Raw genomic sequence first — 26,107 nt, 5'->3', positions numbered from 1 at the left:
GAATGCTCAGCCGTGCCGATGAGTTCGATGGATCGGTCCGTCCACTTCGGACAGTGGTCTTCCGGTTCCGCCGTGGCGCGCGGCCACGATCTCCGCCGCGATCGACACAGCGGTCTCCTCAGGGCTGCGTGCGCCCAGGTCGAGCCCGATCGGCGCGCGCAACCTGGCCAGCTCCTCCTCGGACACCCCGGCCGCGCGCAGCCGCTCAGCTCGCGCCTCGTTGGTGCGTCGGGACCCCAGCGCGCCGACGAAGGCCAGCGGCATGCGCAGAGCCTCAGCCAGGACGGGGACGTCGAACTTCTCGTCATGGGTGAGCACGCAGACCACGGTCCGCGCGTCGGTGTGCGTGCTCGCCAGGTAGCGGTGCGGCCACTCCACAACCACCTCGTCAGCATCGGGAAAGCGCTCCGCGGTAGCGAAAACCGCGCGCGCGTCGCAGATCGTGACGTGGTAGCCGAGGAACTTTCCGACGCGAGAAACCGCGCCTGCGTAGTCGACGGCGCCGAAGACGAGCATCCTCGGCGGAGCCGCGATCGACTCGACGAAGAACTCCGTGCCATCGGGCAGCGTGCGCAGACCTGTGCTGCCCGCGAGCAGCATTTCCCTTGCCACGGCGCGCATCTCCGGTGCGGAGAAGCCGACGTGGTGGTCGGCGAAGACCGCGACCTCCGCCCCGGTGCCGAGCACGGTGACCAGTGCGACTGCCTGCGCGCTCGCGGCGGCGTCGACGGCGGCGGCCATCGCGGCTGATCGTCCACTTCGGACGAACACCTCGATCTCGCCGCCGCACGTCAACCCCACCGCGAACGGATCGTCGGGTGAGTAGGTGAAGCTGTGCCGCAGGACCCCGCCCTCGCTGAGGACCTGGTGCGCCAGCTCGTAGACAGCGCCTTCGACGCACCCACCGGAGACGCTGCCCACCACCGCACCGTCAGCGCGCACCGCCATCGCGGCACCAGGGCTCCGAGGAGCACTGCCGCGCACGTCGATCACGGTGGCTACGGCGAAGGCGACCTCCGCGTCACCCCACCGCGCCAACTCCCCGGCGATCTCGTGCATCTCATGTCCCGGTGATGTGCTCGGGCCGCACCGGGATGCGGCTCAGCGCCAGCTTCGTCGCGTCGCGGATGGCCGCGACGACCGCCGGGGTGGAGGAGATCGTCGGGGGCTCGCCGACGCCGCGCAGGCCGTACGGCGCGTTCGGGTCGGCCAGCTCCAGCACGTCGATGACCATCGGCGGCATGTCCAGAATCGTCGGGATCAGGTAGTCGGTGAACGAGGGGTTGCGGATCTTCGCCCCGGAGAGCTGGATCTCCTCCATCACCGCGAGCCCGAGCCCCTGCGCCGACCCGCCCTGGATCTGCCCGATCACCGCGTCCGGGTTCATCGCCTTTCCGACGTCCTGCGCGCACGCCAGCTCGACGACGCGCACCAGGCCGAGGTCCACGTCCACGTCGACCACCGCGCGGTGAGCGGCGAAGCCGTACTGCACGTGGGCGTTGCCCTGGCCGGTGAGCGGGTCGATCGGGAACGACGGGCGGTGCCGGTACTCGCGCGTGTGCTCAATCGCCTTGTCGCCCAGCACATCGCCGAGATCCGCGAGCACGCCACGGCTCGTGGAGACGACTTTTCCGCCTTCCAGAGCCAAATCGCTCACACCGAAGCGCTCGCGGGCGAGGTCGAACACCTCCTCGCGCACCGCTGCGCACGCGGCCTGAACGGCGCCGCCGGTGACGTAGCTCTGCCGCGAAGCCGACGTGGAGCCCGCGTTGCCGACTGAGGTGTCGGCGGGCTGGATGGTCACGCGCTGCACGCCCAGCTCGGTTCGCGCGATCTGCGCTTGGAGTGTCACCAGGCCCTGGCCGACCTCGACAGCCGCTGTGTGCACCATCGCGACTGGCTCGCCGCCGATGACCTCCAAGCGCACGCGCGCGGTGGAGTAGTCGTCGAATCCCTCGGAGAAACAGATGTTCTTGATGCCGATGCCGTAGCCGACACCGCGCACAACACCCTCGCCGTGCGTGGTGTTGGAGGCGCCACCCGGCATCGTGCGAATGTCCACTTCGGACGTTCGAGCCGCAGGCATGGGCTTGTCGCGGACGCGCTCCAACAGCTCCTGAACCGGGGCGGCGGAGTCGACGAGCTGCCCGGTGGGCATGATCGAGCCCTCGCTCATCGCGTTGCGCAGGCGGATCTCCACCGGGTCGACGCCGACCGCCTCGGCCAGTCTGTCCATTTGGGACTCATACGCGAAACAGGCTTGTACCGCGCCGAATCCACGCATCGCGCCGCAGGGCGGGTTGTTGGTGTACGCGCCCCAAGCCTCGATCTTGACGTTGGGGACGTTGTACGGGCCGACACCGAGCGTGGCGGCGTTCGCGACCACCGCGCCCGTGCTGGACGCGTAAGCGCCGCCGTCGAGGAACATCTTCGCCCTGACGTAGACAAGTTTCCCGTCGCGGTCCGCGCCGTGCTCGTAGTACATCACGGCGGGGTGGCGGTGGACGTGGCCGAAGAACGACTCCTCGCGGGTGTAGACCATCTTCACCGGCTTGTTGGTGTGCAAGGCCAGCATGCACGCGTGCACCTGCATCGACAGGTCCTCACGCGCGCCGAAGGCCCCGCCGACACCGGCCAGCGTGATCCGCACCTTGTCCTGCGGGAGGTTCAGCGCGGGCGCGATCTGCTGCTGGTCCACGTGCAGCCACTGCGTCGCGACGTACAGGTCCACGCCGCCGTCCTCGGCGGGCACGGCCATGCCGGACTCCGGCCCGAGGAAGGCTTGGTCCTGCATGCCGACCTCGTACGTGCCGGACACCACGACCTCGGCCGTCGTGTCCTGGGAGCCGAACAAGATCGGCACGTAGCGCACGAGGTTGCCGCCCTCGTGCAGCTTCGGCACGTCCTCGCCGAAGATCGCAGTCTCGGCGTTGTCGACCGGATCGAGGACTTCGTAGTCCACCACGATCGCCGCAGCCGCCCTGCGCGCGGTCTCCGGGTGGTCGGCCGCCACGATCGCGACCGCTTCTCCTTGGTAGCGAACAACATCCACCGCCAGCACGGGCTGATCGATGTGTTCAAGGCCGTAGGCGTTCTGGCCGGGAACGTCCTCGTGCGTCAGCGCGGCGTAGACCCCGGAGATCGCGAGCGCGGGGCCGACGTCGATCGACCGGATGCGCGCGTACGGGTGCGGAGTCCGCAGCGTCACCCCCCACAACATGTTGTCGGCCCACAGATCGGAGGAGTACGCGAACTCGCCGCGCACCTTCAACGCGCCGTCCGGCCGCAGCGGGCTTTCGCCGACGCCGCCGGTGATCGGCGTGGTCAGCGGCGGGTTCGCCGTGCGAGTGGTCTGTGATGTCATGCCGTCACCCCTGCTCGGTCAGCGAGAACGCGCGACGCGGCGGCGAGATCCGCTGCGACCAGCTCTTCGTCCACAGTGGTCAGTTGGCCGAGCTGCACCACCGTCTCGCCACCCACCAACAGCAGCTCCAACGGCGGCAGCGAGCCGAGCACGAGCGCCGCGACCGGGTCGGTGATGCCCGCGTGCGCGAGGCCGTCCACCCGCCACACGGCGACATCGCCCTGCTTGCCGACCTCGATCGAGCCGATGTCGTCACTCCGGCCGAGGCACTTCGCCCCGCCCATCGTCCCCAGCCACAAGGACTCCCGCGCGGTGATCGCGGCCGGGCCGCCGCGGAGCCGGGCGAGGTAGAGGGACTGGCGCAGTTCGTCGCCGAGCCCGCCCGCCTCGTTCGACGCGGCACCGTCGACGCCGAGCCCCACGGGGCAGCCGACGTCGAGCAGATCGCGGACCCGAGCGATGCCCGCGCCCAGCCTCGCGTTGGAGCTGGGGCAGTGCGCCACACCGGTCTTCGTGGCGCCGAGCCGCTGAATCTCCTTGTCGGAGAAGTGAATCCCGTGCGCCAGCCACACGTCGGGGCCGAGCCAGCCGAGCTTGTCCGCGTACTCCAGCGGAGTGCAGCCGAACTGCTCGACGCAGTGCTCTTCCTCGTCGGTGGTCTCGGCGAGGTGGGTGTGCATCTGCACGCCGTACCGCCGGGCGAGCGCAGCGCCTTCGCGCATCAGCTCACCGCTGGCGGAGAACGGCGAACACGGCCCGACCGCGATCTGGAGGCGCGAGCCGGGCGACGCGTCGTGGTAGGTGGTGATGGATTCTTCAGTTGCCAGCAAAGCCTGTTCGGTGGTCTCCACGATGGAGTCCGGCGGCAGTCCGCCCTGCGACTTCCCGCAGTCCATCGAACCCCGGACGATGTGCAGCCGAGTACCGACGCGCTTGCCGCCGTTGACGAGCGCGGCCATGATGTCGCCGCTACCAGAAGGAAAGACGTAGTGGTGGTCAGCCGCCGTGGTGCACCCGGACTTGGCCATCCACGCCAGCCCAGCGGTGGTCGTCGCGGCCACCACGCGCTCGTCGATGCCCGACCACACCGGGTAGAGCGCGACCAGCCACTCGAAAAGCGTTGCCTGCTGGGCATATCCGCGCGTGGCCCACTGGTAGAGGTGGTGGTGGGTGTTCACCAGACCCGGCGTCACCAGGCAGCCCGAGCCGTTGACGACCTGGTCGCCCTCGCGGGTCTCCGCCGCGCCGTCGCCAACCGCGACGATCACGCCGTCCTCGATCACCACGTGCCCGGAGGCGTACTCCGTTCCGGAGCCGTCCACGGTCGCGACGTGGGCGCCGTTGATCACGGTTCTCATGACGTCGCCTCCCCGCGGGAGTGCGCCGCCGCGGTGTGCACGGCGTCGATGATCTTCTCGTATCCCGTGCAACGGCACAGGTTCCCGGCGAGCGCCTCGCGGATCTCGGCGTCCTTCGGGCAGGGGTTGCGGCGGATCAGGTCGTGCGCCGCGACGATCAGGCCGGGCGTGCAGAAGCCGCACTGCACGGCACCGCGCTCGATGAACGCCTGCTGCACCGGGTCCAGCTCGTCCTCGGAGCCGAGCCCTTCCACCGTGCGGACCTCGCGGTCCTGGGCCTGGCCCGCCGCGACCAGGCACGCGCACACCGGGGTGTCGTCCAGGTACACCGTGCAGGAGCCGCATTCGCCCTGCTCGCAAGCGTTCTTCGCGCCGGGCAGGCCGAGTCGCTCGCGCAGCACGTAGAGCAGGCTCTCGCCCTCCCACACGTCGTCAGCGGTGCGTTGCTCGCCGTTCACCGTGAACTTCACGCGCATGCCGTCTCCCGCCCTTCGCGGTAGTCGTGCCAGGCCCAGCCGAGCGTGCGGCGGGCGAGCACGGCCAGGGCGTGCCGCCGGTACGCGGCGCTGCCCCGGACGTCGTCAATGGGTTGTGCCGCCGCGCCGACCAGTTCGCCGAAGCGCCGCAGCACGGAGTCCGCCAGCGGCGCGGGCGACTGCCACAGCCCCGAGAGCTCGTTGGCGATGTAGTCCTCGGCGTCGGACGCTCGGCGCGGGGTGGGCGCGGCCGAGCCGAGCCCGGTGCCCACGGTCCCGCTCGACGGGTGCAGCGCCACCGCGAAGGAGCACACCGCGATCACCATGGCGTTGCGCGTGCCGACCTTCGAGAACTGTTGCGGCCCGTCGGCCGGGGGGATCAGGACCGCGGTCACCAGCTCGTCGGGTTCGAGCGCGCTGCGCTTGACGCCCAGGTAGAACTCGGTGATCGGGATCGTCCTGGTGCCCCTGACCGAGGCCACCTCGACCACCGCGTCCGACGCCAGCAGCGGCGGGTGCGAGTCGCCGGCGGGGGAGGCTCCGGCCACGTTGCCGCCCACCGTGCCCCGGTTGCGGATCTGCGGCGAACCCACGGTCCGCGAGGCCATCGCCAGGCCCGGCAGCCGGTCGCCCAGCTCCTCGATCACCTGGACGTAGGGCACGCAGGCGCCGAGCCGGATGCGTCCGTCCACTTCGGACCACTCGGCCAGCTCGCCGACCGCGTTGAGGTCCAGCAGCGCCTCCGGGCGGCGCCGGTCGAAGTTCAGCTCGACCATCACGTCGGTGCCCCCGGCGATCGGCACCGCCCCGGGCACCTCGGCCTTGGCGGCCAGGGCCCGCGCGAGGCTCGTCGGCCGAATGAAGTCCATTGTGGACACCTCTCTCGTCACCATGCCGAGTTCTGCTCGGGAAGATCGTCGCGGCGCACCGTGCCCTCGATCAACCCGTACGGGCGGTCGGCGGCGAAGAAGACCTCGTTCGGGTTGTCCAGGCCGAACGGCGCCAGGTCCACCAGGAAGTGGTGCTTGTTCGGCATGGAGAGCCGGATCTCGGCGATGCCGGGCTGCTTGTCCAGCACGCGCTGCCCCATCGCGTACAGGGTCTGTTGCAGGGAGAGGCTGTGCGTCTCCGCGAAGGCCGTGAGCAGGTCGTGCTTGGCCTGCTCGAAGGACTCCTGCCAGTCGCTGGGGTGCGTGTGGTGCAGCCACCGCGCGTCGACATCGGTCGCGAGGATGCGGTCGGTGGTCTCGGCGAGCGTGGTGTAGCCGTCCTTGATGTAGCCCCAGAACTCCGAGTCCGTGGTGTTCATGACCGTCAGCCCGGTCAGCCCGGAGACCACGTGCGCGCCGTCCCCGGACCAGGTGACAGTGGCTGTTCGTGTCCCAGAACCGTTGCGGGAGAACGAGTGCGGCTCATCCTTGATGCGGTCCCAGCTGTACTGCTCGAAGTCGATCCGCGCCTGGTGGATGGACTTCTGCGACCGCACGAAGTGCTCGCCGAGGCGTAACCCGAACTCCTCGACCTGCCCGACCCCGTCCCTGGCGAAGGCGTAGACGGTGTTCTTCTGCGTGTCGGTCGGCAGCACCTTGCTGTTGTCGCCGGTCAGATGCGTGCTGGTCAGATCGCCCGACAGCGCGACGCTCACGTTGAGGTCGGTGACGCGGTGCCGCTTTCCGTCCCGGTCCACCCGGACCAGGCGCACCTCGGCCTTGCCGTACTGGTTGCCGCCGAGCGTGATCGTCATGGTCAGCTCCCTCGGTAGGTCGAGTACGCGTACGGGCTCAGCAGCAGCGGCACGTGGTGGTGCCGCTCGCCGTCGGTGATCACGAAGCTGATGACGACCTCCGGGAAGAACACCGGGAGCCCCTGCGCGGTCAGGTAGTCGGCGGTCTCGAAGACCAGCCGGTAGGTCGCGGGCGGCACGTCGACCGAGGGACCCCAGCCGGTGATCCGCCCGTCAGCGTTGGTCTTGTCGGCGGCCAGCGGCTCCCACTCGGTCCCGCTCAGCCGCTCCAGCCGCACCGCCATGCCCGAGGCGGGCAGTCCGCTGTTGGTGTCCAGCACGTGCGTGGACAGGCTCATCCCGTCACCAGCTTCCGCAACCGCAGCTCCACGATCCTGCCCAGCTCCTCCCGCACGACCGCGCGCTCCGCGGCCTCGTCGTTGCCCAGCCGCTCCCTCAACGCCGCGAGCACGTCCGCCGCCGCGAGCCCGGTCGCGCAGATCAGGAACACGTGGCCGAACCGCTCTTCGTAGGCGATGTTGCCTTCGACCAGCTCAGTCCGCACGCGCTCGTCCTCGGTGACCGCGGCGGACTGCTCGCCCCGCGACCACTTCGCCTCGCGCCCGTCGCCCTCGGCCCGCTGACCGATCCGGGGGTGCGCGTCGACGGCGACCTTGAGCTGCGCCCAGTCCAGTTCGGCCAGCTCCTTCGCCCCGCACGCCACCAGCGCTTCCACGCCGGCGAACGGCCGCGCCCGCGCCACGCGCTCCGCCCACAGCGGGTTCGCGCAGCAGGCGAGCAGGGCCTCCCGGTCCAAGCGCGCGTCGAACTGGTCAGTGGACACCGGTGTCCCTCCTCGCGGCCGAGAGTGGTTCGCAGTACACACGCGTGCGCTCACGGCGACTATGGCGAGAACGCATGAAGGCGAGCGCGCAGTTGGGTGAGCCTTTCGTAACATCCTCCAAACCCGGTGCGGGTAGGTTCCCTGGAGAGGTGAGGGGGCGGGATGAGGCTGCGCGACCTGGTGGAGGCCGCTGACCTGCACCTGGCCCTGCTCACCGGCCCGGACCAGCTCGATCGCCCGATCCGGTGGATCTACACCACCGACCTGCGCGATCCGAGCCGCTACCTCTCCGGTGGCGAGCTCGTGCTGACCGGCCTGGTCTGGCGCCGCAGCGCCGAGGACTCCGACGCCTTCGTCGCCGCGCTCGCCGCCGCCGGGGTGACCGCGCTGGCCGCGGGGGATGCCGAGTTCGGTGCCGTGCCCGCTGACCTGGTCGAAGCCTGCCGCGCGCACGGCGTACCCCTGCTCGGCGTCCCGGTCGACGTCTCCTTCGCGACGATCACCGAGCGCGTGGTGCTGGCGCTGGCCGGGGAGCGCGGCGAGCTGGACTGGCACCGCCGGATGGTCGCCGCCGCCGTTGACGGCGGTGGGCTGGCCGCGGTCCTCGACATGGGTGCCGCTCGGCTCGGCGCGCGGTGTTGGGTGCTCGCACCGTCCGGCCGCGTGATCGGCGGGCCGCCGGGGATCTCTCCCGAGCGTCGGCGCTTGCTGGTGCAGCAGTTCCTGCACGCCGACCGCCTGCCCAAGACCGCGCGCGAGCGCACCGGAGAGCCGGTGTCCCTGCTGCCCTCCGCGAGCCGCGCCGGGCAGCGCCTGGCCAGCTGGTTCCTCGTGGTCGAAGGCGATCACGAGCAGTGGGACGCGGTGGCGAGCGAGACCGCGACCGAGCTGGCCACGCTGATCGCGCTGGAGCGCTCGCGCCGCGAGGAACGGCAGCGGTTGGAGAGCAGGCTCGCCGGGCCGCTGCTGCTCTCCGCGATGCACGGCGAGGTGGAGGAGAACGAGGTCGAGTCCCGCCTGGGCGCGCTCGGCTTCGCCAGGGGAGAGCCGCTGTGCGTGCTCGCCGCGACGACCTCCGGCGGCGGCCCAGGGCTCGCGCCGATCGTGCTGGGCGAACTCGTCCACGGAGCCCCGGCGCGCGGCTTCGTCGCTGTCGCCGGGCAGGAGGCGTTGGCGCTGCTGTCCGCTGACGCCAAAGGGCTCGCGGCGGCGCTCGACGAGATCAGCGAGGCCGTGCGCACGATGGAGCCCGGTCTCGGCGACGCGCGCCTGGTCGTCGGGGTCAGTGGCCTGGCGACGGTGGCGGGCCTGCGCGGTGCCGTCGAGGAGGCCAGGCAGGCGCGGCGGCTGGCCGAACACCGCCCTGGCCGGGCCAAGGTGGCGACCGCCGCCGAGCTGGCCTCGCACCTGCTGCTGCTCGCCACCGTGCCGGATGAGCTGCGGAAGTCCTTCCGCACCAAGCTGCTCGGGCCGCTGCTGGACTACGACGCCGCGCACAAGGGCGAACTCGTGCAGACGCTGCGCGTGTTCCTGGACTGCGCGGGCTCACCGACCAGGAGCGCGGCGCAGCTGCACGTGCACGTCAACACCCTGCGATACCGGCTGAGCCGCATCGAGGAACTGACCGGACGCGATCTTGGCTCCTTCCCGGATCGGGTAGACCTTTATCTGGCACTGGAACTGGGCTGAGAGGGGTTCGACGGGTGAGCAGCTCGCAGGAACGGGTCGCGCTGGTGACCGGCGCGGCGCGGGGGATCGGCGCGGCCACCGCGCGCACGCTGGCCGAACAGGGAGCCGCCGTCGCCGTGGTCGACCTCGACGAGTCGGCGTGCGCCGAGACCGTCGACGCGATCACCGCGGCGGGCGGCCGAGCGATCGCGGTCGGCGCCGACGTCTCGCAGCGCGACGCGGTCGAGGCCGCGGTGGCGCGCGTGGTCGACGAGCTGGGCGGGCTGCACGTCCTGATCAACAACGCCGGGGTCATCCGCGACAACATGCTGTTCAAGATGACCGACGACGACTGGGACACGGTGATGAACGTGCACCTGCGCGGTGCGTTCCTGTGCAGCCAGGCCGCGCAGAAGCACATGGTCGCGCAGCGCTACGGCAAGATCGTCAACCTCTCCAGCACCTCAGCTCTGGGAAACCGGGGCCAGGCCAACTACGCGGCGGCCAAGGCGGGCATTCAGGGCTTCACCAAGACGCTCGCGATCGAGCTGGGGCCCTTCGGCATCAACGTGAACGCCGTCGCGCCGGGCTTCATCGCCACCGACATGACGGCCGCGACGGCGAGCCGGATCGGCGTGGAGTTCGACCAGTTCCAGAAGGCGGTCGCGGAAGCCGTGCCGCTGCGCCGGATCGGCAGGCCGGAGGACGTCGCCTCGGCCGTCGCGTACCTCGCCAGCGACGGCGCGTCCTTCATCACCGGCCAGGTGCTCTACGTCGACGGCGGGCCGAGGGGCTGAGCGTGGCGATCTTCCAGAGCCTCGTCGGGCAGACCGCCGGGCCGTCGGAGCGCACGTGGACGCGCGAGGACAGCGCCCTCTACGCCCTCGCGGTCGGCGCCGGTCAGGACGAGCTGGCGTGGAGCACCGGGCAGGAGGCGCTGCCGAGCTTCGGCGTCGTGCTCGCCCAGTTCGGCGCGTTCGACGAGCGGCTCGGCGACTACGACCCGGCCCTGCTCCTGCACGGAGAACAAGAGATCGTTCTGCACCAACCACTTCCGTCGAGCGGCTCGGTCTCGGTGACGCGCACGGTGACCGACGTGTTCGACAAGGGCTCCGGAGCGCTCGTCGCGAGCCGGTGGGACGCCGCCGACGAAGCCGGAAATCCTTTGCTGTCAACGTCTTCGTCGGTGTTCGTGCGCGGAGAAGGCGGCTTCGGCGGCGAGCGCGGGCCGTCCACCTCGTGGGAGCCGCCCGCCCGGCCGCCGGACGTTTCGCTGCGGTTCACCACCTCGGCCAACCAGGCGCTGCTCTACCGGCTCACCGGTGATCACAACCCGCTGCACGTGGACTCCGCGTTCGCGGCGCGCGGCGGCTTCGAGCGGCCGATCCTGCACGGGCTGTGCACCTACGGCATCACGTGCCGCCTGCTGATCCGCGAGTTCTGCCAGGCCGCCCAGGTGCGGCGGATGTTCGGACGGTTCTCGCTGCCGGTCGTGCCGGGTGCCGAGCTGGTGGTGTCCGCGTGGCGCACCGGACCGGGTGAAGTGGCGTTCCGCACTGCCGACTCCTCGGGTGCCGTCGTGCTCGACCGGGGCGCGTTCACCTACAGTTGATCAAGTCCGTCTACTGAGGAGTCCTTTGGTGCGCGCCCTTTTCGTCGCGGCAGTGCTCGTGTTCGGCCTCGCTGCCCCCGTCTCCGCTACCGAGGAGCCGCCCAAGCAGTGCGTGGCCACCTGGTACGGCAACCCCGAGGCCACCACGCCGGTCTACACCGCGAGCGGCGAAGTGCTCGACCCGACCGCGCTGACCGCCGCCCACGCGAGTCTTCCCTTCGACACCAAGCTCAAGGTGACGCACAAGCGCACCGGCCTGTCCGTCGAGGTCCGCGTCAACGACCGCTTCGCGGCTCAGGGCGACCGCTGCGTGAACCTGACCCGTGGCGCCTTCGAGAAGATCTCCCCGCTCTCCATGGGCGTGGCCCCCGTCGACATCACCGCCGTGGCCGTCACCGTCGTCCCTGAGAAGCCGTAAACGCCGCCGCTGAACCCAACGCCCCGCAGGCCGCAGTGGTACCCGTTTCGTACTCATAGCGGTAGCCGACCCGCTATGAGTACGAAACGGGAAAAAACGACGACGGCCTCAGCGGGCGAACTGGAACCAGTTGAGGTTGGCGAAGTCGCCGCTTCCCCCACGGGCCACCACGTACAGGCGGTGCTTGCCGGTCGCGCCGGTGACCGTGGTGGTGGCGCTGGCCCACGTCTGCCAGCCACCGGTCGGAGTGATCGCCTGCGTGGCCACGACGGGACCGGTCGGCGAGTCCAGGCGGTACTCCAGAGAACCACCGGCCGCCGCGCCCGAAGCGAAGCGCGTCGTCACGCGAGCGGCGGGCGTCGAGCCGAAGTCCACGTCGGCGTAGCCCAGGTGGTCGCCGTTCGCGATCCACCCGACGTTCTGGCCGCACCCGCCGTCGGTGCACCGCTGCACGCCGGTTCCGCGCTGCTCGTCGTAGTAGGCCGCGCCGATCACCTGATAAGCGTCCTGCGCCGCCGGGAACGACTCGCCGTGGCCGTAGCCGAACAACGCGGACTTGCCGTCACCGTTGTTGATCGGCTGCTGCGAGACCGAGCGCATCCAGCTCACCGGGAGCTTGCCGGACACCGGGTGATCGCCGAAGAGCACGTCCGCGACGCCAGCGCCCTCGGTGCCGGGCAGCCACGCCGCGACCAACGCCGACCAGTCGGGCAGCTGAGCCGCGATGTCCATGGGGCGCCCCGAAACCAGCACCACGACCACGGGCACTCCGGACGCCTTGAGCTTGGCCAGAGTCGCCAAGTCCTCCGAGTCCAAGCCGAGGCCGCCGGGCCGATCACCGTTGTACTCCGCGTACGGGGTCTCGCCGACGACCGCGACAGCTGCCTTGTAGGTGTCGTTGATGCCGTCACCGTTGCGGTTGTAGGTGACCGTCGTTCCTTGCACCGCCTGCTGAATGCCTTGCAGGACAGTGGTTCCCGGCGTGATCGCGCCGCTCTTGCCCTGCCACTCGATGGTCCAGCCGCCGGACTGGTTGCCGATGTCCGAAGCGCTCTTGCCCGCGACGAAGAGCTTGTCCGCGGTCTTCGGCAACGGCAGCACACCGTTGGCGTTCTTCAGCAACACCTGCGACTTGCGCACGGCTTCGCGAGCCAGCGCGCGGTGCGCGGGACTGCCCACGGTCGAGGTGTACGAGCGGTCGGTGAACGGCTTCTCGAACAGGCCCAGCTCGAACTTCTTCGTCAGGATGCGGCGGTTGGCGTCGTCGATCCGCGCCATCGGCACGCGCCCGGACTCCACCTCGGCGCGCAGCAGGTCGAGGAACCGCCGCCACTCCGCGGACACCATGATCATGTCGATGCCCGCGTTGACCGAGGCGCGGACCTCCTCCGGCGTGAATCCCGGCTGGCCGTCGATCTTGTCGATGGCGTCCCAGTCGGAGATCACGATTCCGGAGAAGCCCAGCTCCGCCTTGAGCACGTCGGTCACCAGGTACTTGTGCGCGTGCAGCTTCACGCCGTTCCAGCTGCTGTAGGAGATCATCACCGAGCCCACGCCGCGCCGGATCGCCTCGCGGAAGGGGGTGATGTGCCGCGAGCGCAGCTCGGCCTCGGACACCTCGGTGTCGCCCTGGTCGGTGCCGTTCGTGGTGCCGCCGTCGCCGACCCAGTGCTTCGCCGTCGCCAGCACCGAGCCCGGCGCGTTGAGCGCGCTGCCCTGGAGCCCGGTCACCAACGTCGTCATCGCCGTGGCCAGCTCAGCCTCCTCGCCGAAGGACTCGTACGTGCGACCCCATCGGTCGTTGCGGGCCACGCACAGGCACGGCGCGAAGTTCCAGTCGATCCCGGTGCCCGAGACCTCCTCGGCGGTGGCCTTGCCGATGCGCTGCACCAGCTCCGGATCGCGGGCCGCACCGAGTCCGATGTTGTGCGGGAAGATCGTCGCGCCGTGCACGTTGTTGTGCCCGTGCACCGCGTCCACGCCGTAGATCATCGGGATGCGCAGTGGTGTCGCCAGCGCGGCCCGCTGGAAGGTGTCGTACATGTCGGCCCAGCTCGTCGCCGTGTTGGGCGCCGGGGCCGAGCCGCCGCCGGAGAGCAGCGAGCCGATCCGGTGCGTGGTCAGGTCGGCGGGCTGCACGGCCTTGCGCTCGGTCTGCACCATCTGCCCGAGCTTGTCGGCCAACGTCATCCGCGCCATCAGATCGCTGACGCGGTCCTGCACCGCCGCGCCCTTGTCCAGGTAGACGACCTGCTGCGCCGACGCCGTCACAGTCGAGCTCAGCAACGAGGTTGCCATCAGACCCGCCGTCGCGAGGGCCACCGCCACACGCGCTCTCATCCGAACACCTCCCGTTCGGCGGCGGGATTGTTGGGAGTCACAACAATGACGGCCGCCGCCCTCCGGCGACAGGGCAGAACGGGTGAGAGCGCTTTCCCGAGCTTGTCCAGAGGCCAGCTCAGAGGTCCTTGGCCCAGTTCTGCCCGTTCAGCTCGGCGCCGAAGCTGCGGTGCCGCTCCTCGTCCACCAGCACGTAGCCCGCGCGCTGGTAGATCCGCCGCGCCGAGCTCAGGACGTCGTTGGTCCACAAGGTGATCCGCTTGTACCCGGCTGCCCTCGCGAAGCGCTCGCACTCCTCGACCAAGCGCGCGCCGACGCCCGTGCCGCGCGCGCTCGGCTCCACCAGCAAGATCCGCAGCTTGGCCGTCGCGTCGTCCTCCTTCAAGCAGAACACGCAGCCCACGCGCTCGCCGTCGACCTCGGCGATCCACCCGGCCTCGCGCGCGGAGTCGTGCCCGTCGACGAAGTCCGCCACGATCCGCGCGACCAGCGACTCGAAGCTCGCGTCCCATCCGTACTCCCGCGCGTACAGCTCGCCGTGCCGCTGCACCACCCAGCCGTAGTCGCCGACCCGCGTCGGCCGCAGCACCAGGGTGCGGTCCTTCGCTTCGCCGCCGAGCAGTCGCCGGATGGTGTTCATGGCGCCGACGACCTCGCCCCGCTCCTGCTCGCTGAGCCCGTCCAGCAGCGCGGCCACCTGGCCCGAGGACGCGTCGTCCAGCTCGCGCTGAGTCGCCCTTCCCTTGTCCGTCAAGCTGATCACCTGGCGTCGAGCGTCCACAGCGGACTTCGCGCGGGTGGTCAGCCCGTCGGCGTCGAAGCGGGTCAGCAGCCTGCTGAGGTACCCGGCGTCCACGTCCAGCTCCTTGCGCAGGTCCGCGACGTCGGCCGACTCGCACTGCGCCAGCTCGAACAGCACGCGCGCCTCGGTCAGCGAGAACGCGCCGTAGCGCAGTGCGCCCACCGAGTTCGTGTAGAACCGCGAGAACGCCCGGACTGACGAGACCACCGAATCATTGACCACGTCAATAATATAGTTGACTCCGTCAAGCTTATGCTCGGGGTTCTCGCCGAAATGCTTGAAACCGGATCGCGAGCGAGGGTCCGATACGCGGCATGACCACCGCGAACCGCCGCCGCGCCCTCACCTCCGCCGCGCTCGCGGCCGTGCTCGTTCTCGGCACCGCCACCCCCGCGCTCGCCGAGACCGTCGCCAAGTTCGAGAGCAAGGACGGCTACGGCTGGGGCAAGATCGTCTGGAAGCCGAGGCAGGACGGGCCCGCGGGTCCGCACAGCAAGTGGCCCTTCGAACTGACCCTCACCGCCGATCCCAAGGACGGCCACGGCCGCACCGGCGTGCAGTGGAAGGTCGTCTACAACAACCTGCCCGACACCGACTGGAAGTACTTCGTCGGCCCCACCTACAACAGGGCCACCGCCGGTCCGAAGAACATGCACATGACCAGCATCGCCGGGCCCGAGGGCATCCGCTTCCGCGTCTGCCGCAAGATGGACGACGGCAAGGACGTGTGCGGTTCGGAGACCCGTCTCTACAAGCGCTGAGGCCTGAGTCAGACCCGGCAGGGGAAGCGGGCGCGGACCTCGAAGCCGCCGCCGACGCGCGGCCCGGCGAGGAAGCTGCCGCCCGCGTCCTCGACCCTGGCGCGCATGCCGGTGAGCCCGCGACCGGGCGGTTTGGCCCGCTGCACCGCGCCCCGGCCCCGGTCGGCGACCTCGACCACGATCTCGTCGGCCTCTCGGCAGACCCGCACCTTCGCGCTGGTCGGCCCAGCGTGCCGGAGCACGTTGGTCAGCGACTCCTGCACCACGCGGTAGACCGCCGCGTCGATGTCCTCGGGCAGTTCCTCCGCCCTCAGGTTGACCTCCTGCTCCACGAGCATCCCGCCGGCGCGCACCCTCGACATGAGCGCAGGCAGTCCGCGAAGCCCGGTGGCCGCGGGGCAGTCGGTGTCCCTGGCGTGGATCGTGTCCAACGCCGACCGCAGCTCGGCCAAGGCCTGGGTGCTGGTCAACCGGATCGCTTCCAGCGCGGCCTTGGTCTGGTCCGGCTGCGCCTCCAGTGCCACCTGCGCCGCCCCGGCCTGCATCGCCACCACCGCGAACCCGTGCCCGGCGACGTCGTGCACCTCGCGGGCGATCCGCATCCGCTCCTCCAGCGCGGCCTTGGCCATCAGCGCGTGCCGCATCCGGTCCGACGCCGCCTGCCTGACCTGGGCGAGCCTGCCGAGCAGCCAGGGGACGACGAACCAGCCGGTCCACGCGATCACGATCAGCGCGGGCTGCCGGAAGTCGACCATCAGCCTGGGCAGCGCGAAGGCCACCCCGCCCGCCGCGGCGGCACCGCAGGCCAGGCCCGAGGTCGCGGCCGAGCGGCGCAGCGCCACCTCGAACATCGCCAGCACCATGCACAGGTGGATCGGGCCGTAGGGGTTGCCCAGCAGCGTGTAGACGCCGACCGCCACCACCGTCACCGCGAGCGCGGCCAGCGGAGCCCTCCGCCGCCACGCCAGGGCCGCCGAGCTGATCAGCGCGAGCGCGAAGCCCCACGCGTCGGGCGGACGTGCGTCGTCGAGCAGCTCGCCGAGCAGCGTCGAGCCGACGAGCACCAGTACCGCGAGCACCACCGCGTAGCGACAGTCCGCCCCGCTGGGCAGCCAGCCGCTCGCCCCGTCGTTGTCGCGCCGGGTCACCACGCCCCGCAGCCTAGAGGTACCAGCGGGTAACGTACACAGTTGTCCGTTTTTCGAACGTGGTCCCACTCTTTCCTGGAGCATCGCACCACCCCGACCGGCGCTTCGGCTCGTCTGGTCTGACCTGCGGATACGGCTATTCCCCAGTCTAAATTCGGCAAAGTCGACCGGACAGGTCCATTAGCGGGGTAATAGATTTTTTCACACTTACACAGATATTCACATTCGGATCAGGTCGAGCAGCCGCAACGCGAGTTCGGTCTCCAGCGCGCGTGCTGGCTCCTGCCAGCCCGGCCCGAGCAGCGCGGAGATCCGCTCCAACCGCTGCGCCACCGTGTTGACGTGCACGTTCAGCAGGTCCTTCGCCCTGGTCGGACTGCGCCCTGCCGCGAAGTACGCGCGCAGCGTCGGCACCAGGCTCGTCCCGCGCCTCGCGTCGTGATCCAGCAGCGCTCCGATCGTCGCCCGGACGAACGCCTTCGGCTCCGGCTGCTCGCCGAGCACCAGGCCGACGAAGCCCAGCTGCTCCGCGCTCGCTCCGCGCCCGGCTCCGCCCAGCGCCCGCAGCGCGGTCAGGCAGCGCGCGGCCTCCGCGTGCGCGGCCCGCACCTCGCCCGAGCCCGAATCCGAAGCCGCTCCTGCCGTCACGGGCTTGCGCAGCTCCGCGCCGAGCACGCGCGCGCTCCGCTCCGCGTGGTCGGCCGCGTCGCCCCCGGGGAGCAGCAGCACGACGTGGTCCTCGTGCTCAGTGGAGAGGCCGCCGTGCGAGCTCGCGAAGTGCGCCGCCGCCGACGCGAGCCCGGCAGGACCGGCGAGCACCACGACGGAGCACGGCGCGTCGAGGTCGAGTCCGAACCGCCGCGCGCGCTCGTGCTGAGGCGCGTGTCCGTTGAGGAGGTCGGAGAGCAACTGTCCGCGCTCGCGCTCCTCGGCCGCGAAGGCGCACTCGCGGACCAGCAGGTCGAGCGCGATCACCGAGGCGGCCACGTCCAGGTTCCGCCGCCCCTCGCCGTCGAGCTCCGGCCCGGTGCGGCTGACCTCGCCGACCCGCCGCCCGTGCGCGAGCGCCGCGACCTTGAGCGCCGGTCCGCCGCGCCGGCTCCCCGCGCGCGCCAGCTCCCGGCCCTCCGCGTCGGTGATCACCACCGTTCCGCCGAGCCAGCCCGCGACCACCTCCGCGAGCCCGCCCGCTCCGCCGCCCGCGGCGGCGACGGCCACCAACCGCTCGACCACCGTCACGCCCCCAAACTATGGGGTAGCGGGGATCTGGTCGGGGTCGGCGCGCAGGTCGCGGTGCCGGGTCTCGGGGGAGAGCGCCACGGCGACCACCGAGATCACCGACATCCCCGCGAGGTAGAGCGCGATCGCGAACCAGCCGCCGTAGGCCGCCAGCAGCGCCGTCGCGATGATCGGTGCCAGCGAGCCCGCGAAGATCGACGCCAGCTGGTAGCCGATCGAGGAGCCGGAGTAGCGGACCCGGGTGCCGAACATCTCCGCGAAGTAGGCGGCCTGCGGCCCGTACATCGCGCCGTGGAAGACCAGTCCGATCGTGACCGCGAGCGTGATCGCGCCGAAGGAGCGCAGGTCCAGCAGCGCGAAGAAACCGAACGCCCACACGCCCGTCCCGGCCGCGCCGAACAGGTAGACCGGGCGCCTGCCCACGCGGTCCGACAGCGCTCCCCACAGCGGGATCACCACGAAGTGCACCGCCGAGGCGATCAGCACCGCGTTCAACGCGACGCCGCGGTCGAGCTTCAGGTGCTGCTCCACGTACACCAGCACGAACGCGGTGATCAGGTAGTAGCCCGCGTTCTCGGCGAAGCGGGCGCCCATCGTGATCAGGATTTCCTTGCGGTAGCGGGTGAACACCACCGACACCGGAGGACGCTCGTCGGTGCCCTTGGCTTGCTCCGCGGCTTCGACGAAGACCGGCGACTCCGCGATGGAGAGCCTGATCCACATGCCGATCAGCACCAGCACGCCGGAGAACAGGAACGGCACGCGCCAACCCCACGACAGGAAGTCCTCGTTGCTCTGCGTCGCCGAGAGCACCGCCATCGCCGCCGATGCGAGGATGTTGCCGCCCGGCACTCCGGCCTGCGGCCAGGACGCCCAGAAGCCGCGGTGCTTGTCCGAGCCGTGCTCGGAGACGATCAGCACCGCGCCGCCCCACTCGCCGCCCACCGCGAAGCCCTGCACCAGGCGCAGCAGCGTCAACAGGATCGGCGCGCCGATCCCGATGGAGGCGTAGGTCGGCAGCAACCCCATCGCGAAGGTCGCGATCCCCATCATCAACAGGCTCGCGACCAGCAGTTTCTTCCGCCCGAGCCGGTCGCCGTAGTGGCCGAACACCAGCCCGCCCAGCGGCCGCGCCAGGAAGCCGATCGCGTAGGTCACGAACGCCAGCAGCGTGCCGACCAGCGGGTCCGACGCCGGGAAGAACAGCTTGTTGAACACCAGCGCCGCGGCCGTGCCGTAGATGTAGAAGTCGTACCACTCCACCGTGGTGCCGGCGAGACTGGCGCCGACCACCCTCAGCGTGTTGGACCTGCCCGCCATGGCGCCTCCCCGACCCGTGTCCCGCCACGACGGTAGAGGTGATGTGGATCTCAGCCCATGTGTTTCAACCCCACACCCGCGTGCCGTCGGCGGTGCTCGCGAACCACCTCGATGCGTCCGGTCGACCGATTCAAGTCCATTGTGGACAGCGGAAGACCTCGGACGGGACGGGCGCGGTGCCTGCCACCGCCTCGGCGTAGGACCAACCGGGCGAAGGGGCAGCCGGAGCGGATCTCGCGCACCACCCTGCGGCTGCGGCGACGGGCCCGCAGGTGCCGCCAGGGCGTGCTGTCCCAGGCTCCGAGGAAGAGGAGGGCGAAGACGGTCATGAGGAAGGGGGCGATCAGGTCAGACACGGCGGAGCTCCCACCGGCCAACGGACGCGGACATGTGCGTCACCTCCGCCGGGGAGACACCGCACGGATCACCCGATGACGCCGTTCTCACCGGATCGGGGTGACGAGGACCCCTTTGCACTAACGGACGATCCACGGTACGCACGCTCAGGCGGAGTCTCTTGGGCGGAACGGGGTGGGATGGACTCGACCGACGGACCCCGGCGTCCCCGGCGCTCGGCGGCCCTCGACGTGCGGGTCCGTGGCCGCCAGGTGCTGCTGACCACCTCGCTCGGCACCGTCATGGTGCTCGACCAGGACACCGCGCGGCAGCTGATCACCGTGCTCACCACCGCCGTCGAGCTGACCGAACTCCCCTGACCCCAGGCATTTCCCGGTTCGGTGCCGTGGCGGACACTCGCCGCGTGAAGATCCCCGGCCTCGTCGTCGACGACTCCCCTGACCGGCCGTTGTGCCGGCCCCGCGTGACCTTCGAGCGCAGCGCCGTCGCCGTTCGAGCGGCCCTGGCCGCCTATGACCGCGACAGACTCGTCGACTTCGAGGCGGAGTTCCACATCGCGATGGCCGAGGCAGACGACGACTTCGACCTGGGGCGCGTAGACGCCGTGGTCCAGCGCTGGTTCGCCGTCGCCCTCATGGCCGCCAATCCTGAGTACGTGGCCGCGATCGACGAGGACCAGCGCCGCATCGAAGAGGGCGACCCGAGTGTGATCGTTGATCACGTCGAGCGTGGACCGTGAGCAGGTTCGAGGTGGCGTGGGTGTCGCATGCCGAGGCCCAGTACCAGAGTCTTCCACCGGAAGTGCAGCGAGCGGTCAGCCGTCACATCGCTCGCTTGACGGCTGACCCCGAGCGCAACGCCACCTGCGATGCGAAGACAGACCGGTGGACGAGCGCCTTCGACTACGGGTTGATCACTTACTTGGTCCACAGTGCGGTCCTGCGCATCACACTGCTGCGGATCACCGCGCCGGGCGCAGGGTAGGCGTAGCCGACCGCGCGCAGCGCGACGGTGGGACCTCCCAAGCGCGAATCTCCCTGAACGACCCGTTCAGTGCGTTGAACGCACTGAACGGGTCGTTTGGTGCGTTCAAGTACCTAAACGGGTCGTTCAGGCGCTACGCGGCGTGGGTCAGCCGAGGGTGATGGGGATGCCGATCACCTGGCGGTTGCCGGGGTGCTCGGTCAACGCCCACAGGCGCTTTGCGGACGCCTGGTAGGAGAGGTCCTCGGGGCCGGCGGGCAGGTGCGAGGTGGAGCTGGCCGCGCCGACCTTGGAACGGTAGAGCACGCCGGCGGTGGTGGAGGTGCGGCTGCTGCTGAGCATGAAGGTGTCCTTGTACGCCAAGGCTCCCTGGATCTTCGGGTGCGAGCTGCGGTAGGCGCCGGCAGCGGTTTCCTCGGCGAGCTTGTTGTCGGCGTTGAGGTTCCACCGCGTCAGCCGCGAGCCGCCCTTGCCGTCGTAGTAGTACTCACCGGCGATCAGCGACGGGGTCGTGGTGCTGCGATCCAGGCCGACGAAGGAGAAGCACAGCGGCGCGGTGACGGGCGGCGAGACGGAGCAGCTGCCATTGCCGCTCTGCCCGTAGCTGCCGACCTGCGGCAGCACGTAGCGGTAGTCGTAGGCGTAGTACTTGCCGTCGGCACCCTTGCCGATCTTGGACTTGCCGGGGTCGGCCTCGGTGCGCCAGAGGTGGCGCAGGTCGAAGACGCGGAACCCGCGCTTGGTGTCGGCGACGTAGAGGAAATCGCCCACCCAGGCGATGCCGCCCGCGTGCACCTTCACCGGGCCGAAGGTGTCGTCGCTGGTCGGTTCGACGAGCAGGACGTGCCGGTAGGACACCTTGGCCGGGTCGTCGTAGTTGACGAAGGAGATCCGCACGCCCTTGGGCTTCGGCGCGTTGTCGCTGTGCCAGCTGACGAGCATCGCCTTGTGCCCGCCGTAGCTGCCGGAGGCCGAGGAGTCCCAGCTGCCGGTGATCCCCTGCGGGTACCACTGCTTGTCGGTGGTGTCCCCGTCGTTCTGCCAGCAGAAGCCGCTCGCGCCGCTGATCCCGGTCGGGCGGCACAGCGGCCGGGCCTTGCGGTTGCCGTCGGCGAGCACGTCCGCGAAGGACGCCCGGCGCAGCTTCCCGTCCAGTGCGGCCACTCGTGGCGCGTAGCGCGCGAAGCTCCCGCCCTCGGCGAGCTTGTACGGGGTGCGCGAGATCTGGGTCAGCTCAGCGGCGGCGGCTGTCGCAGGGGTGACCGCGCCGGCGATGAGCAGCACCGCGGCGGCCAGGGAGGTCATGAGGCGCATCGGTTCCTCCAGGTGCGGGGAGCCGATGTCTAACAAGTTCTCACCAACTGCGGAGGCATTTCGTGAAGACTTCTTACGAAGTGCGGCTGTTCGGGCGTGAGCGAGGGGCCGGGCGGCGCAACGGTGGGACCCCAGCGGATCGGGGTCCCACCGGCGCTTCCCCCAGGCGCTTCCGAGCCTGCCCCGCGCGCCGCGGCGCGGCCAGGGTGCTGGGACGTCGTGGGACGGAACCAGCTCCTGAGCTGCGGCGCAGTCGCGGAGATCCGGTGCGGGGCGGGACGGGGGATCAGTCGAACTTGACCGAGCCGCCCGCGGACTCGTCGTCGGTGCCGAGGACGTGACGGTCGCAGGTGACCGTCGCGCAGGTGATCGCCTCGATCTTGTGGCCGGGGTGGCGGGCGATTTCCGGCTGCCCGGCGATCGGCGTCAGGGCGAGGCGGCCATTGGTGATCGAAACGCGCGCGGCGCGATAAAGAGTGGAGGTGAACGGGCCCTCGTCCCCGGGATCGGATGCCGAAGAGGCGAGGATTTCTCCGGAATGCGTGATCGCGATATCCGAAATGTGCCTGACGTCCTTTTCGGGGTAGTTCGCCCGAATGCTCAGCGAGGTGGTGGGGCCGAAAGTCATCCGCGTCAGGTCCAGTTCGGCGGCGATGAGCCTGCCCGCTCGCGCGTCCTGGCCGCGGTCCGCCCACGTCGCGACGGTGCGCCCGCCGAGCACCGAGAGCGCGAAGCCCTCGTAGTTGTCGCCGTCGACGCCCTTGGGCAGGGTGAACTCGCTGAGAACGCGAACCTCCTTGTCGTGCAGGGAGATCCGGGCGCCCTTGCCGTAGCTGGCGAGCGCGACGAACTCGTTCGGTCGCCCGGGGACCGCGGCCAGCGACTCGAGGTCGTCCAGCACGGTGCCCTTCCACTTCAGCGGCGTCACCTTCGCGCCGGGAAAGGTGACGAGGGCGGCGCGGTTCTCGCCGGATTTCTTGTTGTCCCGCACGATCAGTAGCTGACCGCTCGCGGTGAGTGCCGAACCGCTGACTCCGGAGGTGGTTCCGGAACCCACCGGCAGCCAGTCCGTGGCCGCCGGGGGAAATACGTAGAAAAATAAGAGCGACAGGGCCGCCGCGATTGTTTGGATCACATTCGGAGCATAAGCATCGAGGCCTTGTTCCTGGAAGCACTGGCAAGTGAGACCTTCGCCCCGTGTGCGCGATGATGGGGCGGTGGGAGCAACCGAGGCGCTCGCCGAGTTCGCCGCCGCGCTGCGCGGGCTGAAGGAGCGGTCGGGGCGCAGCTTCGCCGCGCTGGCGCACCGGACCGGGACGAGCCGGTCGACCCTGCACCGCTACTGCGCCGGAACGGTGCTCCCACCGGATTTCCGCCTGGTCGGCCAGGTGGCGGCCGTGTGCGGGGCCACCCGCCGGGAGCTGGCGCGGCTGCGCGGCCTGTGGGAGGTGGCCGAAGCCGCGGCCCCGGCCGAGCAGCCCGGTTGGCGGCCCCGCAACGAGCTGCCCAGGGACATCGGCGACTTCACCGGCCGCGACGCCGAAGTGGACGCGCTGCTGGCCGCCGTCGCCACGTCGGACGTGCACGCGATCGACGGCATGGGCGGGGTCGGCAAGACCTCGCTCGTCGTGCGGTGCGCCCACCGGCTCGCGCCGAGCTATCGGGACGGCCAGTTCTTCGTCGACCTGCACGCGCACACGCCGGGGCATCCGCCGCTGAGCCCGGCTGCCGCGCTGGAAACGCTGCTGCGCGCGGTCGATGTGCCGGGGGAGCGCATTCCGCCGACCGTCGAGCAGCGCGCCGCGTTGTGGCGGTCGACGCTCGCAGGCCGTCGAGTCCTGCTCGTCCTGGACAACGCCGCCGATGCCGCGCACGTGCGCTCGCTGCTTCCCGGACACGCCGGCTGCCTGACGCTGATCACCAGTCGCAAGCGCTTGTCGGAGGTGGACGGCGCGAGATCGCTCGCTCTGGACGTGCTGCGCGAAGACGAGGCCGTCGGCCTGTTCCGGCGCATCGCCGGTGCCGAGCGCGGCGACGACGCGTCCGTCCGCGAGTGCGTGCGGCTGTGCGGATTCCTCCCGCTGGCCATCAGGATCGCCGCGGCCCGGCTCCGCGACCGTCCAGTGTGGACGATCGAGCACTTGAACAAGCGGCTCCGCAGGCGCACTCGCGGTCTGTCCGAGCTGAACGCGGTTTTCGCGCTGTCCCACCAGCATCTCGACGAGGCGCAGCGGCGGGTGTTCCGCTTGCTCGGCCTGCACCCCGGTGCCGATATCGACGCGGACGCCACTGCCGCCCTGGCCGGGATCGAGCCGCTGGACGCGGAGGACCTGCTTGAGTCCCTTGTGGACGTTCACCTCGTGCAGCAGCGAGAACCCGGTCGTTACCGGCTGCACGACCTGCTTCGCGGGCACGCGGCCGCAACGGCTGTCGCAGAAGAAGATCCCGCTGCTGTGAACGAGTCCTTGGTGCGGCTGTGGGACTACTACCTCGCCGCCGCGACCCGGGCGTCGTCGCAGTGGCTGGAGGCTGAGCGCGCCAACCTGGTCGCGGTTGTCGAGCACTGCTCCGATGAGCACGCGTGGCGAATTTCCGTTGTGCTGTGGCAGTTCTTCCTCTCGCGGGCCTATCACCAGGACTGGCAGCGCACGCACGAGATCGCGCTCGCGGCCACCGAACGGCTCGGGGATCTCGACGCCCGCGCGGAGATCTTGAAGAACCTCGGTGTGCTCAACTGGCGCCTCGGCAACGACGCGCAGGCGATCGCGCAGTTGCGGGAGGCGCTCGACCGCGATCTGGCCACGGGCAACGAACGCGACGAGGCCAGGACGCGCGGTCGGCTCGGCCTGGTGCACGATTGGCAGGGCGAGCACGAGGAGGCGCTGCGTCATTTCTTGCGCTCCGATGAGCTGTACGAGAAGTTCGGCGTCGAGTCCGGCCGCGCGCCGTCGATACTCGGCCTCGGCAGCGCGTACCGCCAGCTCGGCGAGATCTCGTTGGCGCGCAAGGAACTCGACCGGGCGCTGACGGTCAGCGAGGCCACCGGCGATCTGTGGTCGCGGAGTTTGGCGTTGACCAACCTCGGTTTGATCGATGTCGACGAGGGCGATGACGACAGCGCCCGTTCTCGTTTCGAGCAGGCGTTGGAGTTGAGCGAGCGGTTGGGCGACCGCTGGTCGTGGGGTCTTGCCGTGAGTTCGCTCGGCGCGCTGCACCGCAGGCTCGGCGAGCACGAGGAGGCGCTCAGCTTCCAGCGCCGCGCTCTGGACAACGCCACCCGCAGCGGTGACCGCTGGGCGATGGGCTTGGCGCACATCGGGCTCGGCAAGATCCGGCACCAGCTGGGTGAGCTTCCGCTGGCCCGCGAGCACCTGGAGCTGGCCCTGGCGCACGCCGAGGAGCTGGGCAACCGCATGCTGCTGGCCGAGGCGCGGGCCGCGCTGGACACCTTCGGCTGATCACTCCTTCGATCGAACAGCCCCGGCCGTGCCCTGCCGGTTGGCGTGCGCGTGCATACTGTCGCCTGCATGAAGCGTCCCATCATCGCAGCGTTCTGCGTTCCGGTCGCACTCCTCCTCGCCGCCCCGTCCGCTTCGGCGGCCCCGCCGGCTCCCGTGCCCAAGGGCGATATCACAGCCGCCGTGAAGGCTGTCGGCACGAGTTTCGACGCCGCCTGCGCCCAGAAGAAGGGTGTGCGGTTCGTGCTCGCGGGCACCGACATCATCGCCAAGCAGGCCAAGAAGATGCCCGATCCCGTCAAGAAGTTCGTCAACGCCGTCTGGCACGAGCTGTACAAGTTCCCCGACCCGTGCGCTGCTGATTCCCGTGCCGCCATGGACAAGTTCGTCGCCGAACGCTATGCGGCGGAACGGAAAACCATCGACAGCTACTACGTCGCGCACCAGGCCGACTGCGACAAGGGTGCATGGACGATCGTCGAGAAGCTCAAGGAACTGCTCACCAAGATCTGATTTCCAGCGGGGTTCCGGCTCGGCCTGGGGCCCTCGCGCCCCAGGCCGAGCCTCAGTTCCGTTGTGCTGACCACCTTTCAGGCATCCTCATCCAGTGAGTCGTGGGTCGACTCTGATGTTGCGCATCGGTTTCCGCTCCGCATCCACCCACGGTGGTGGGATGAAGTCCGGCCTTCCGTCCTCGGCGAAGACGATCTTCCAGTCCTCTTGGTGGATAGCGTGATGGTGGTGCGAGCACAACAGCGTCATGTTGTTCAGATCCGTTGGCCCTCGGTGCTTTGTCCAGTGCAATACGTGGTGAGCTTTGGGCTTGCCCCGGTTTGGTGGACACCGTCAGAGTGGTCGGTGGCTCGGCCGCGGGAAGGTGTCGTGATGGCGAACAAGTTCTCGTTGGAGTTCAAGGCTCAG

At 70.1% G+C, this 26,107-nt stretch carries 26 protein-coding genes and 1 pseudogene; 10 read left to right on the top strand and 17 right to left on the bottom strand.

Going from position 1 to position 26,107, the window contains the following annotated elements; genetic code table 11:
* Window positions 1-6 precede the first annotated feature (6 nt).
* The 8 genes from CCN37_RS10365 to uraD are packed head-to-tail and all read right to left on the bottom strand — an operon-like array spanning window position 7 to window position 7,765.
* On the bottom strand, window positions 7-1,059 hold the full coding sequence (locus tag CCN37_RS10365; RefSeq protein ID WP_086820501.1) for an XdhC family protein: 1,053 nt from the start codon (window positions 1,057-1,059) through the stop codon (window positions 7-9).
* Between the two features lies 1 nt (window position 1,060).
* Window positions 1,061-3,364, bottom strand: a complete 2,304-nt coding sequence (gene pucD, locus CCN37_RS10360; RefSeq protein ID WP_086820500.1) for a xanthine dehydrogenase subunit D — start codon at window positions 3,362-3,364, stop codon at window positions 1,061-1,063.
* Window positions 3,361-4,722: an 8-oxoguanine deaminase gene (locus CCN37_RS10355; RefSeq protein WP_086820499.1), complete on the bottom strand. Its 1,362-nt coding sequence runs from the start codon at window positions 4,720-4,722 to the stop codon at window positions 3,361-3,363. Before CCN37_RS10355 ends, pucD begins: the two co-directional genes overlap by 4 nt.
* Window positions 4,719-5,198, bottom strand: coding sequence for a (2Fe-2S)-binding protein (locus CCN37_RS10350; RefSeq protein WP_086820498.1), 480 nt, complete (start codon window positions 5,196-5,198; stop codon window positions 4,719-4,721). The genes CCN37_RS10355 and CCN37_RS10350 overlap by 4 nt, the downstream gene beginning before the upstream one ends.
* On the bottom strand, window positions 5,189-6,067 hold the full coding sequence (locus tag CCN37_RS10345; RefSeq protein WP_086820497.1) for a xanthine dehydrogenase family protein subunit M: 879 nt from the start codon (window positions 6,065-6,067) through the stop codon (window positions 5,189-5,191). The genes CCN37_RS10350 and CCN37_RS10345 overlap by 10 nt, the downstream gene beginning before the upstream one ends.
* A 17-nt stretch (window positions 6,068-6,084) precedes the next feature.
* The gene (gene pucL / locus CCN37_RS10340; RefSeq protein ID WP_086820496.1) at window positions 6,085-6,942 is read right to left on the bottom strand and encodes a factor-independent urate hydroxylase; all 858 of its coding nucleotides are present in this window, start codon (window positions 6,940-6,942) and stop codon (window positions 6,085-6,087) included.
* A gap of 2 nt (window positions 6,943-6,944) precedes the next feature.
* The gene (uraH, locus tag CCN37_RS10335) at window positions 6,945-7,280 is read right to left on the bottom strand and encodes a hydroxyisourate hydrolase (RefSeq protein WP_086820495.1); all 336 of its coding nucleotides are present in this window, start codon (window positions 7,278-7,280) and stop codon (window positions 6,945-6,947) included.
* Entirely contained in the window at window positions 7,277-7,765 is a 489-nt protein-coding gene (gene uraD, locus CCN37_RS10330; protein WP_246842931.1) for a 2-oxo-4-hydroxy-4-carboxy-5-ureidoimidazoline decarboxylase, read from the bottom strand. Before uraD ends, uraH begins: the two co-directional genes overlap by 4 nt.
* Window positions 7,766-7,927: 162 nt before the next feature.
* Here uraD and CCN37_RS10325 point away from each other — a divergent pair, with 162 nt between their 5' ends.
* Genes CCN37_RS10325 through CCN37_RS39755 form a run of 4 tightly spaced genes read left to right on the top strand, consistent with a single transcriptional unit; the run spans window position 7,928 to window position 11,463 of the window.
* Window positions 7,928-9,454 (top strand): PucR family transcriptional regulator, encoded by a 1,527-nt coding sequence (locus CCN37_RS10325; protein ID WP_086820493.1) that lies wholly within the window; start codon window positions 7,928-7,930, stop codon window positions 9,452-9,454.
* Window positions 9,455-9,468: 14 nt separating this feature from the next.
* Complete coding sequence (gene fabG, locus CCN37_RS10320) at window positions 9,469-10,230, top strand: 3-oxoacyl-ACP reductase FabG (protein WP_086820492.1); 762 nt, start codon at window positions 9,469-9,471, stop codon at window positions 10,228-10,230.
* A gap of 2 nt (window positions 10,231-10,232) precedes the next feature.
* Entirely contained in the window at window positions 10,233-11,045 is an 813-nt protein-coding gene (locus CCN37_RS10315) for a MaoC/PaaZ C-terminal domain-containing protein (RefSeq protein ID WP_086820491.1), read from the top strand.
* Between the two features lie 28 nt (window positions 11,046-11,073).
* The gene (locus CCN37_RS39755) at window positions 11,074-11,463 is read left to right on the top strand and encodes a septal ring lytic transglycosylase RlpA family protein (protein ID WP_210407955.1); all 390 of its coding nucleotides are present in this window, start codon (window positions 11,074-11,076) and stop codon (window positions 11,461-11,463) included.
* Between the two features lie 108 nt (window positions 11,464-11,571).
* Here the strand turns inward: CCN37_RS39755 and CCN37_RS41410 are convergent, their stop codons facing one another.
* From CCN37_RS41410 to CCN37_RS10300, 3 genes and pseudogenes are all read right to left on the bottom strand, one after another.
* Window positions 11,572-11,958 (bottom strand): carbohydrate-binding protein, encoded by a 387-nt coding sequence (locus CCN37_RS41410; RefSeq protein ID WP_256388032.1) that lies wholly within the window; start codon window positions 11,956-11,958, stop codon window positions 11,572-11,574.
* 21 nt (window positions 11,959-11,979) lie between these two features.
* Window positions 11,980-13,803, bottom strand: a pseudogene (locus CCN37_RS10305) (glycoside hydrolase family 3 protein); the annotation flags it as partial.
* 118 nt (window positions 13,804-13,921) lie between these two features.
* A complete protein-coding gene (locus CCN37_RS10300) occupies window positions 13,922-14,827 on the bottom strand; it encodes a bifunctional helix-turn-helix transcriptional regulator/GNAT family N-acetyltransferase (RefSeq protein ID WP_086820489.1) in 906 nt (301 codons plus the stop codon).
* Between the two features lie 92 nt (window positions 14,828-14,919).
* Here CCN37_RS10300 and CCN37_RS10295 point away from each other — a divergent pair, with 92 nt between their 5' ends.
* Window positions 14,920-15,366, top strand: a complete 447-nt coding sequence (locus CCN37_RS10295) for a hypothetical protein (protein WP_086820488.1) — start codon at window positions 14,920-14,922, stop codon at window positions 15,364-15,366.
* A gap of 8 nt (window positions 15,367-15,374) precedes the next feature.
* Here CCN37_RS10295 and CCN37_RS10290 read toward each other — a convergent pair whose 3' ends face one another.
* The 4 genes from CCN37_RS10290 to CCN37_RS10275 all read right to left on the bottom strand — a co-directional run bounded on the left by CCN37_RS10290 (window position 15,375) and on the right by CCN37_RS10275 (window position 19,429).
* Window positions 15,375-16,517: a sensor histidine kinase gene (locus CCN37_RS10290; protein ID WP_246842930.1), complete on the bottom strand. Its 1,143-nt coding sequence runs from the start codon at window positions 16,515-16,517 to the stop codon at window positions 15,375-15,377.
* Window positions 16,518-16,733: 216 nt separating this feature from the next.
* Entirely contained in the window at window positions 16,734-17,753 is a 1,020-nt protein-coding gene (locus CCN37_RS10285; protein WP_086820486.1) for a CdaR family transcriptional regulator, read from the bottom strand.
* 9 nt (window positions 17,754-17,762) lie between these two features.
* A complete protein-coding gene (locus tag CCN37_RS10280) occupies window positions 17,763-19,073 on the bottom strand; it encodes an MFS transporter (protein WP_086820485.1) in 1,311 nt (436 codons plus the stop codon).
* A 50-nt stretch (window positions 19,074-19,123) separates the two neighbouring features.
* Window positions 19,124-19,429, bottom strand: a complete 306-nt coding sequence (locus tag CCN37_RS10275; RefSeq protein WP_086820484.1) for a hypothetical protein — start codon at window positions 19,427-19,429, stop codon at window positions 19,124-19,126.
* Window positions 19,430-19,609: 180 nt separating this feature from the next.
* On the opposite strand from CCN37_RS10275, the gene CCN37_RS10270 reads away from it, so the two are divergent.
* Together CCN37_RS10270 and CCN37_RS10265 are read left to right on the top strand one after the other, a co-directional pair.
* Window positions 19,610-19,789 carry a hypothetical protein gene (locus tag CCN37_RS10270; protein ID WP_086820483.1) on the top strand — a complete coding sequence of 60 codons (180 nt, stop codon included), beginning with the start codon at window positions 19,610-19,612 and terminating at the stop codon, window positions 19,787-19,789.
* A 44-nt stretch (window positions 19,790-19,833) separates the two neighbouring features.
* On the top strand, window positions 19,834-20,169 hold the full coding sequence (locus CCN37_RS10265; RefSeq protein WP_210407953.1) for a DUF6247 family protein: 336 nt from the start codon (window positions 19,834-19,836) through the stop codon (window positions 20,167-20,169).
* 392 nt (window positions 20,170-20,561) lie between these two features.
* On the opposite strand, the gene CCN37_RS10255 is transcribed toward CCN37_RS10265, so the two are convergent.
* A complete protein-coding gene (locus CCN37_RS10255; protein ID WP_246842929.1) occupies window positions 20,562-21,728 on the bottom strand; it encodes a hypothetical protein in 1,167 nt (388 codons plus the stop codon).
* Between the two features lie 286 nt (window positions 21,729-22,014).
* On the bottom strand, window positions 22,015-22,863 hold the full coding sequence (locus CCN37_RS10250) for a hypothetical protein (protein WP_143261539.1): 849 nt from the start codon (window positions 22,861-22,863) through the stop codon (window positions 22,015-22,017).
* A gap of 82 nt (window positions 22,864-22,945) precedes the next feature.
* Between CCN37_RS10250 and CCN37_RS10245 the strand changes: the two genes are divergently transcribed.
* The 3 genes from CCN37_RS10245 to CCN37_RS40735 all read left to right on the top strand — a co-directional run.
* On the top strand, window positions 22,946-25,186 hold the full coding sequence (locus CCN37_RS10245; protein ID WP_168200612.1) for a tetratricopeptide repeat protein: 2,241 nt from the start codon (window positions 22,946-22,948) through the stop codon (window positions 25,184-25,186).
* A 69-nt stretch (window positions 25,187-25,255) separates the two neighbouring features.
* The gene (locus CCN37_RS10240) at window positions 25,256-25,699 is read left to right on the top strand and encodes a hypothetical protein (RefSeq protein WP_086820479.1); all 444 of its coding nucleotides are present in this window, start codon (window positions 25,256-25,258) and stop codon (window positions 25,697-25,699) included.
* Window positions 25,700-25,909: 210 nt separating this feature from the next.
* On the top strand, window positions 25,910-26,107 hold a 198-nt coding region (locus CCN37_RS40735), incomplete at its 3' end, for a hypothetical protein (RefSeq protein WP_210407952.1).

The organism is Allokutzneria sp. NRRL B-24872 (assembly GCF_002155965.1).
Lineage (GTDB): Bacteria > Actinomycetota > Actinomycetes > Mycobacteriales > Pseudonocardiaceae > Allokutzneria.
Note: the sequence above shows the minus strand (reverse complement) of the source record. Positions and strands in the feature narration are given on the sequence as shown.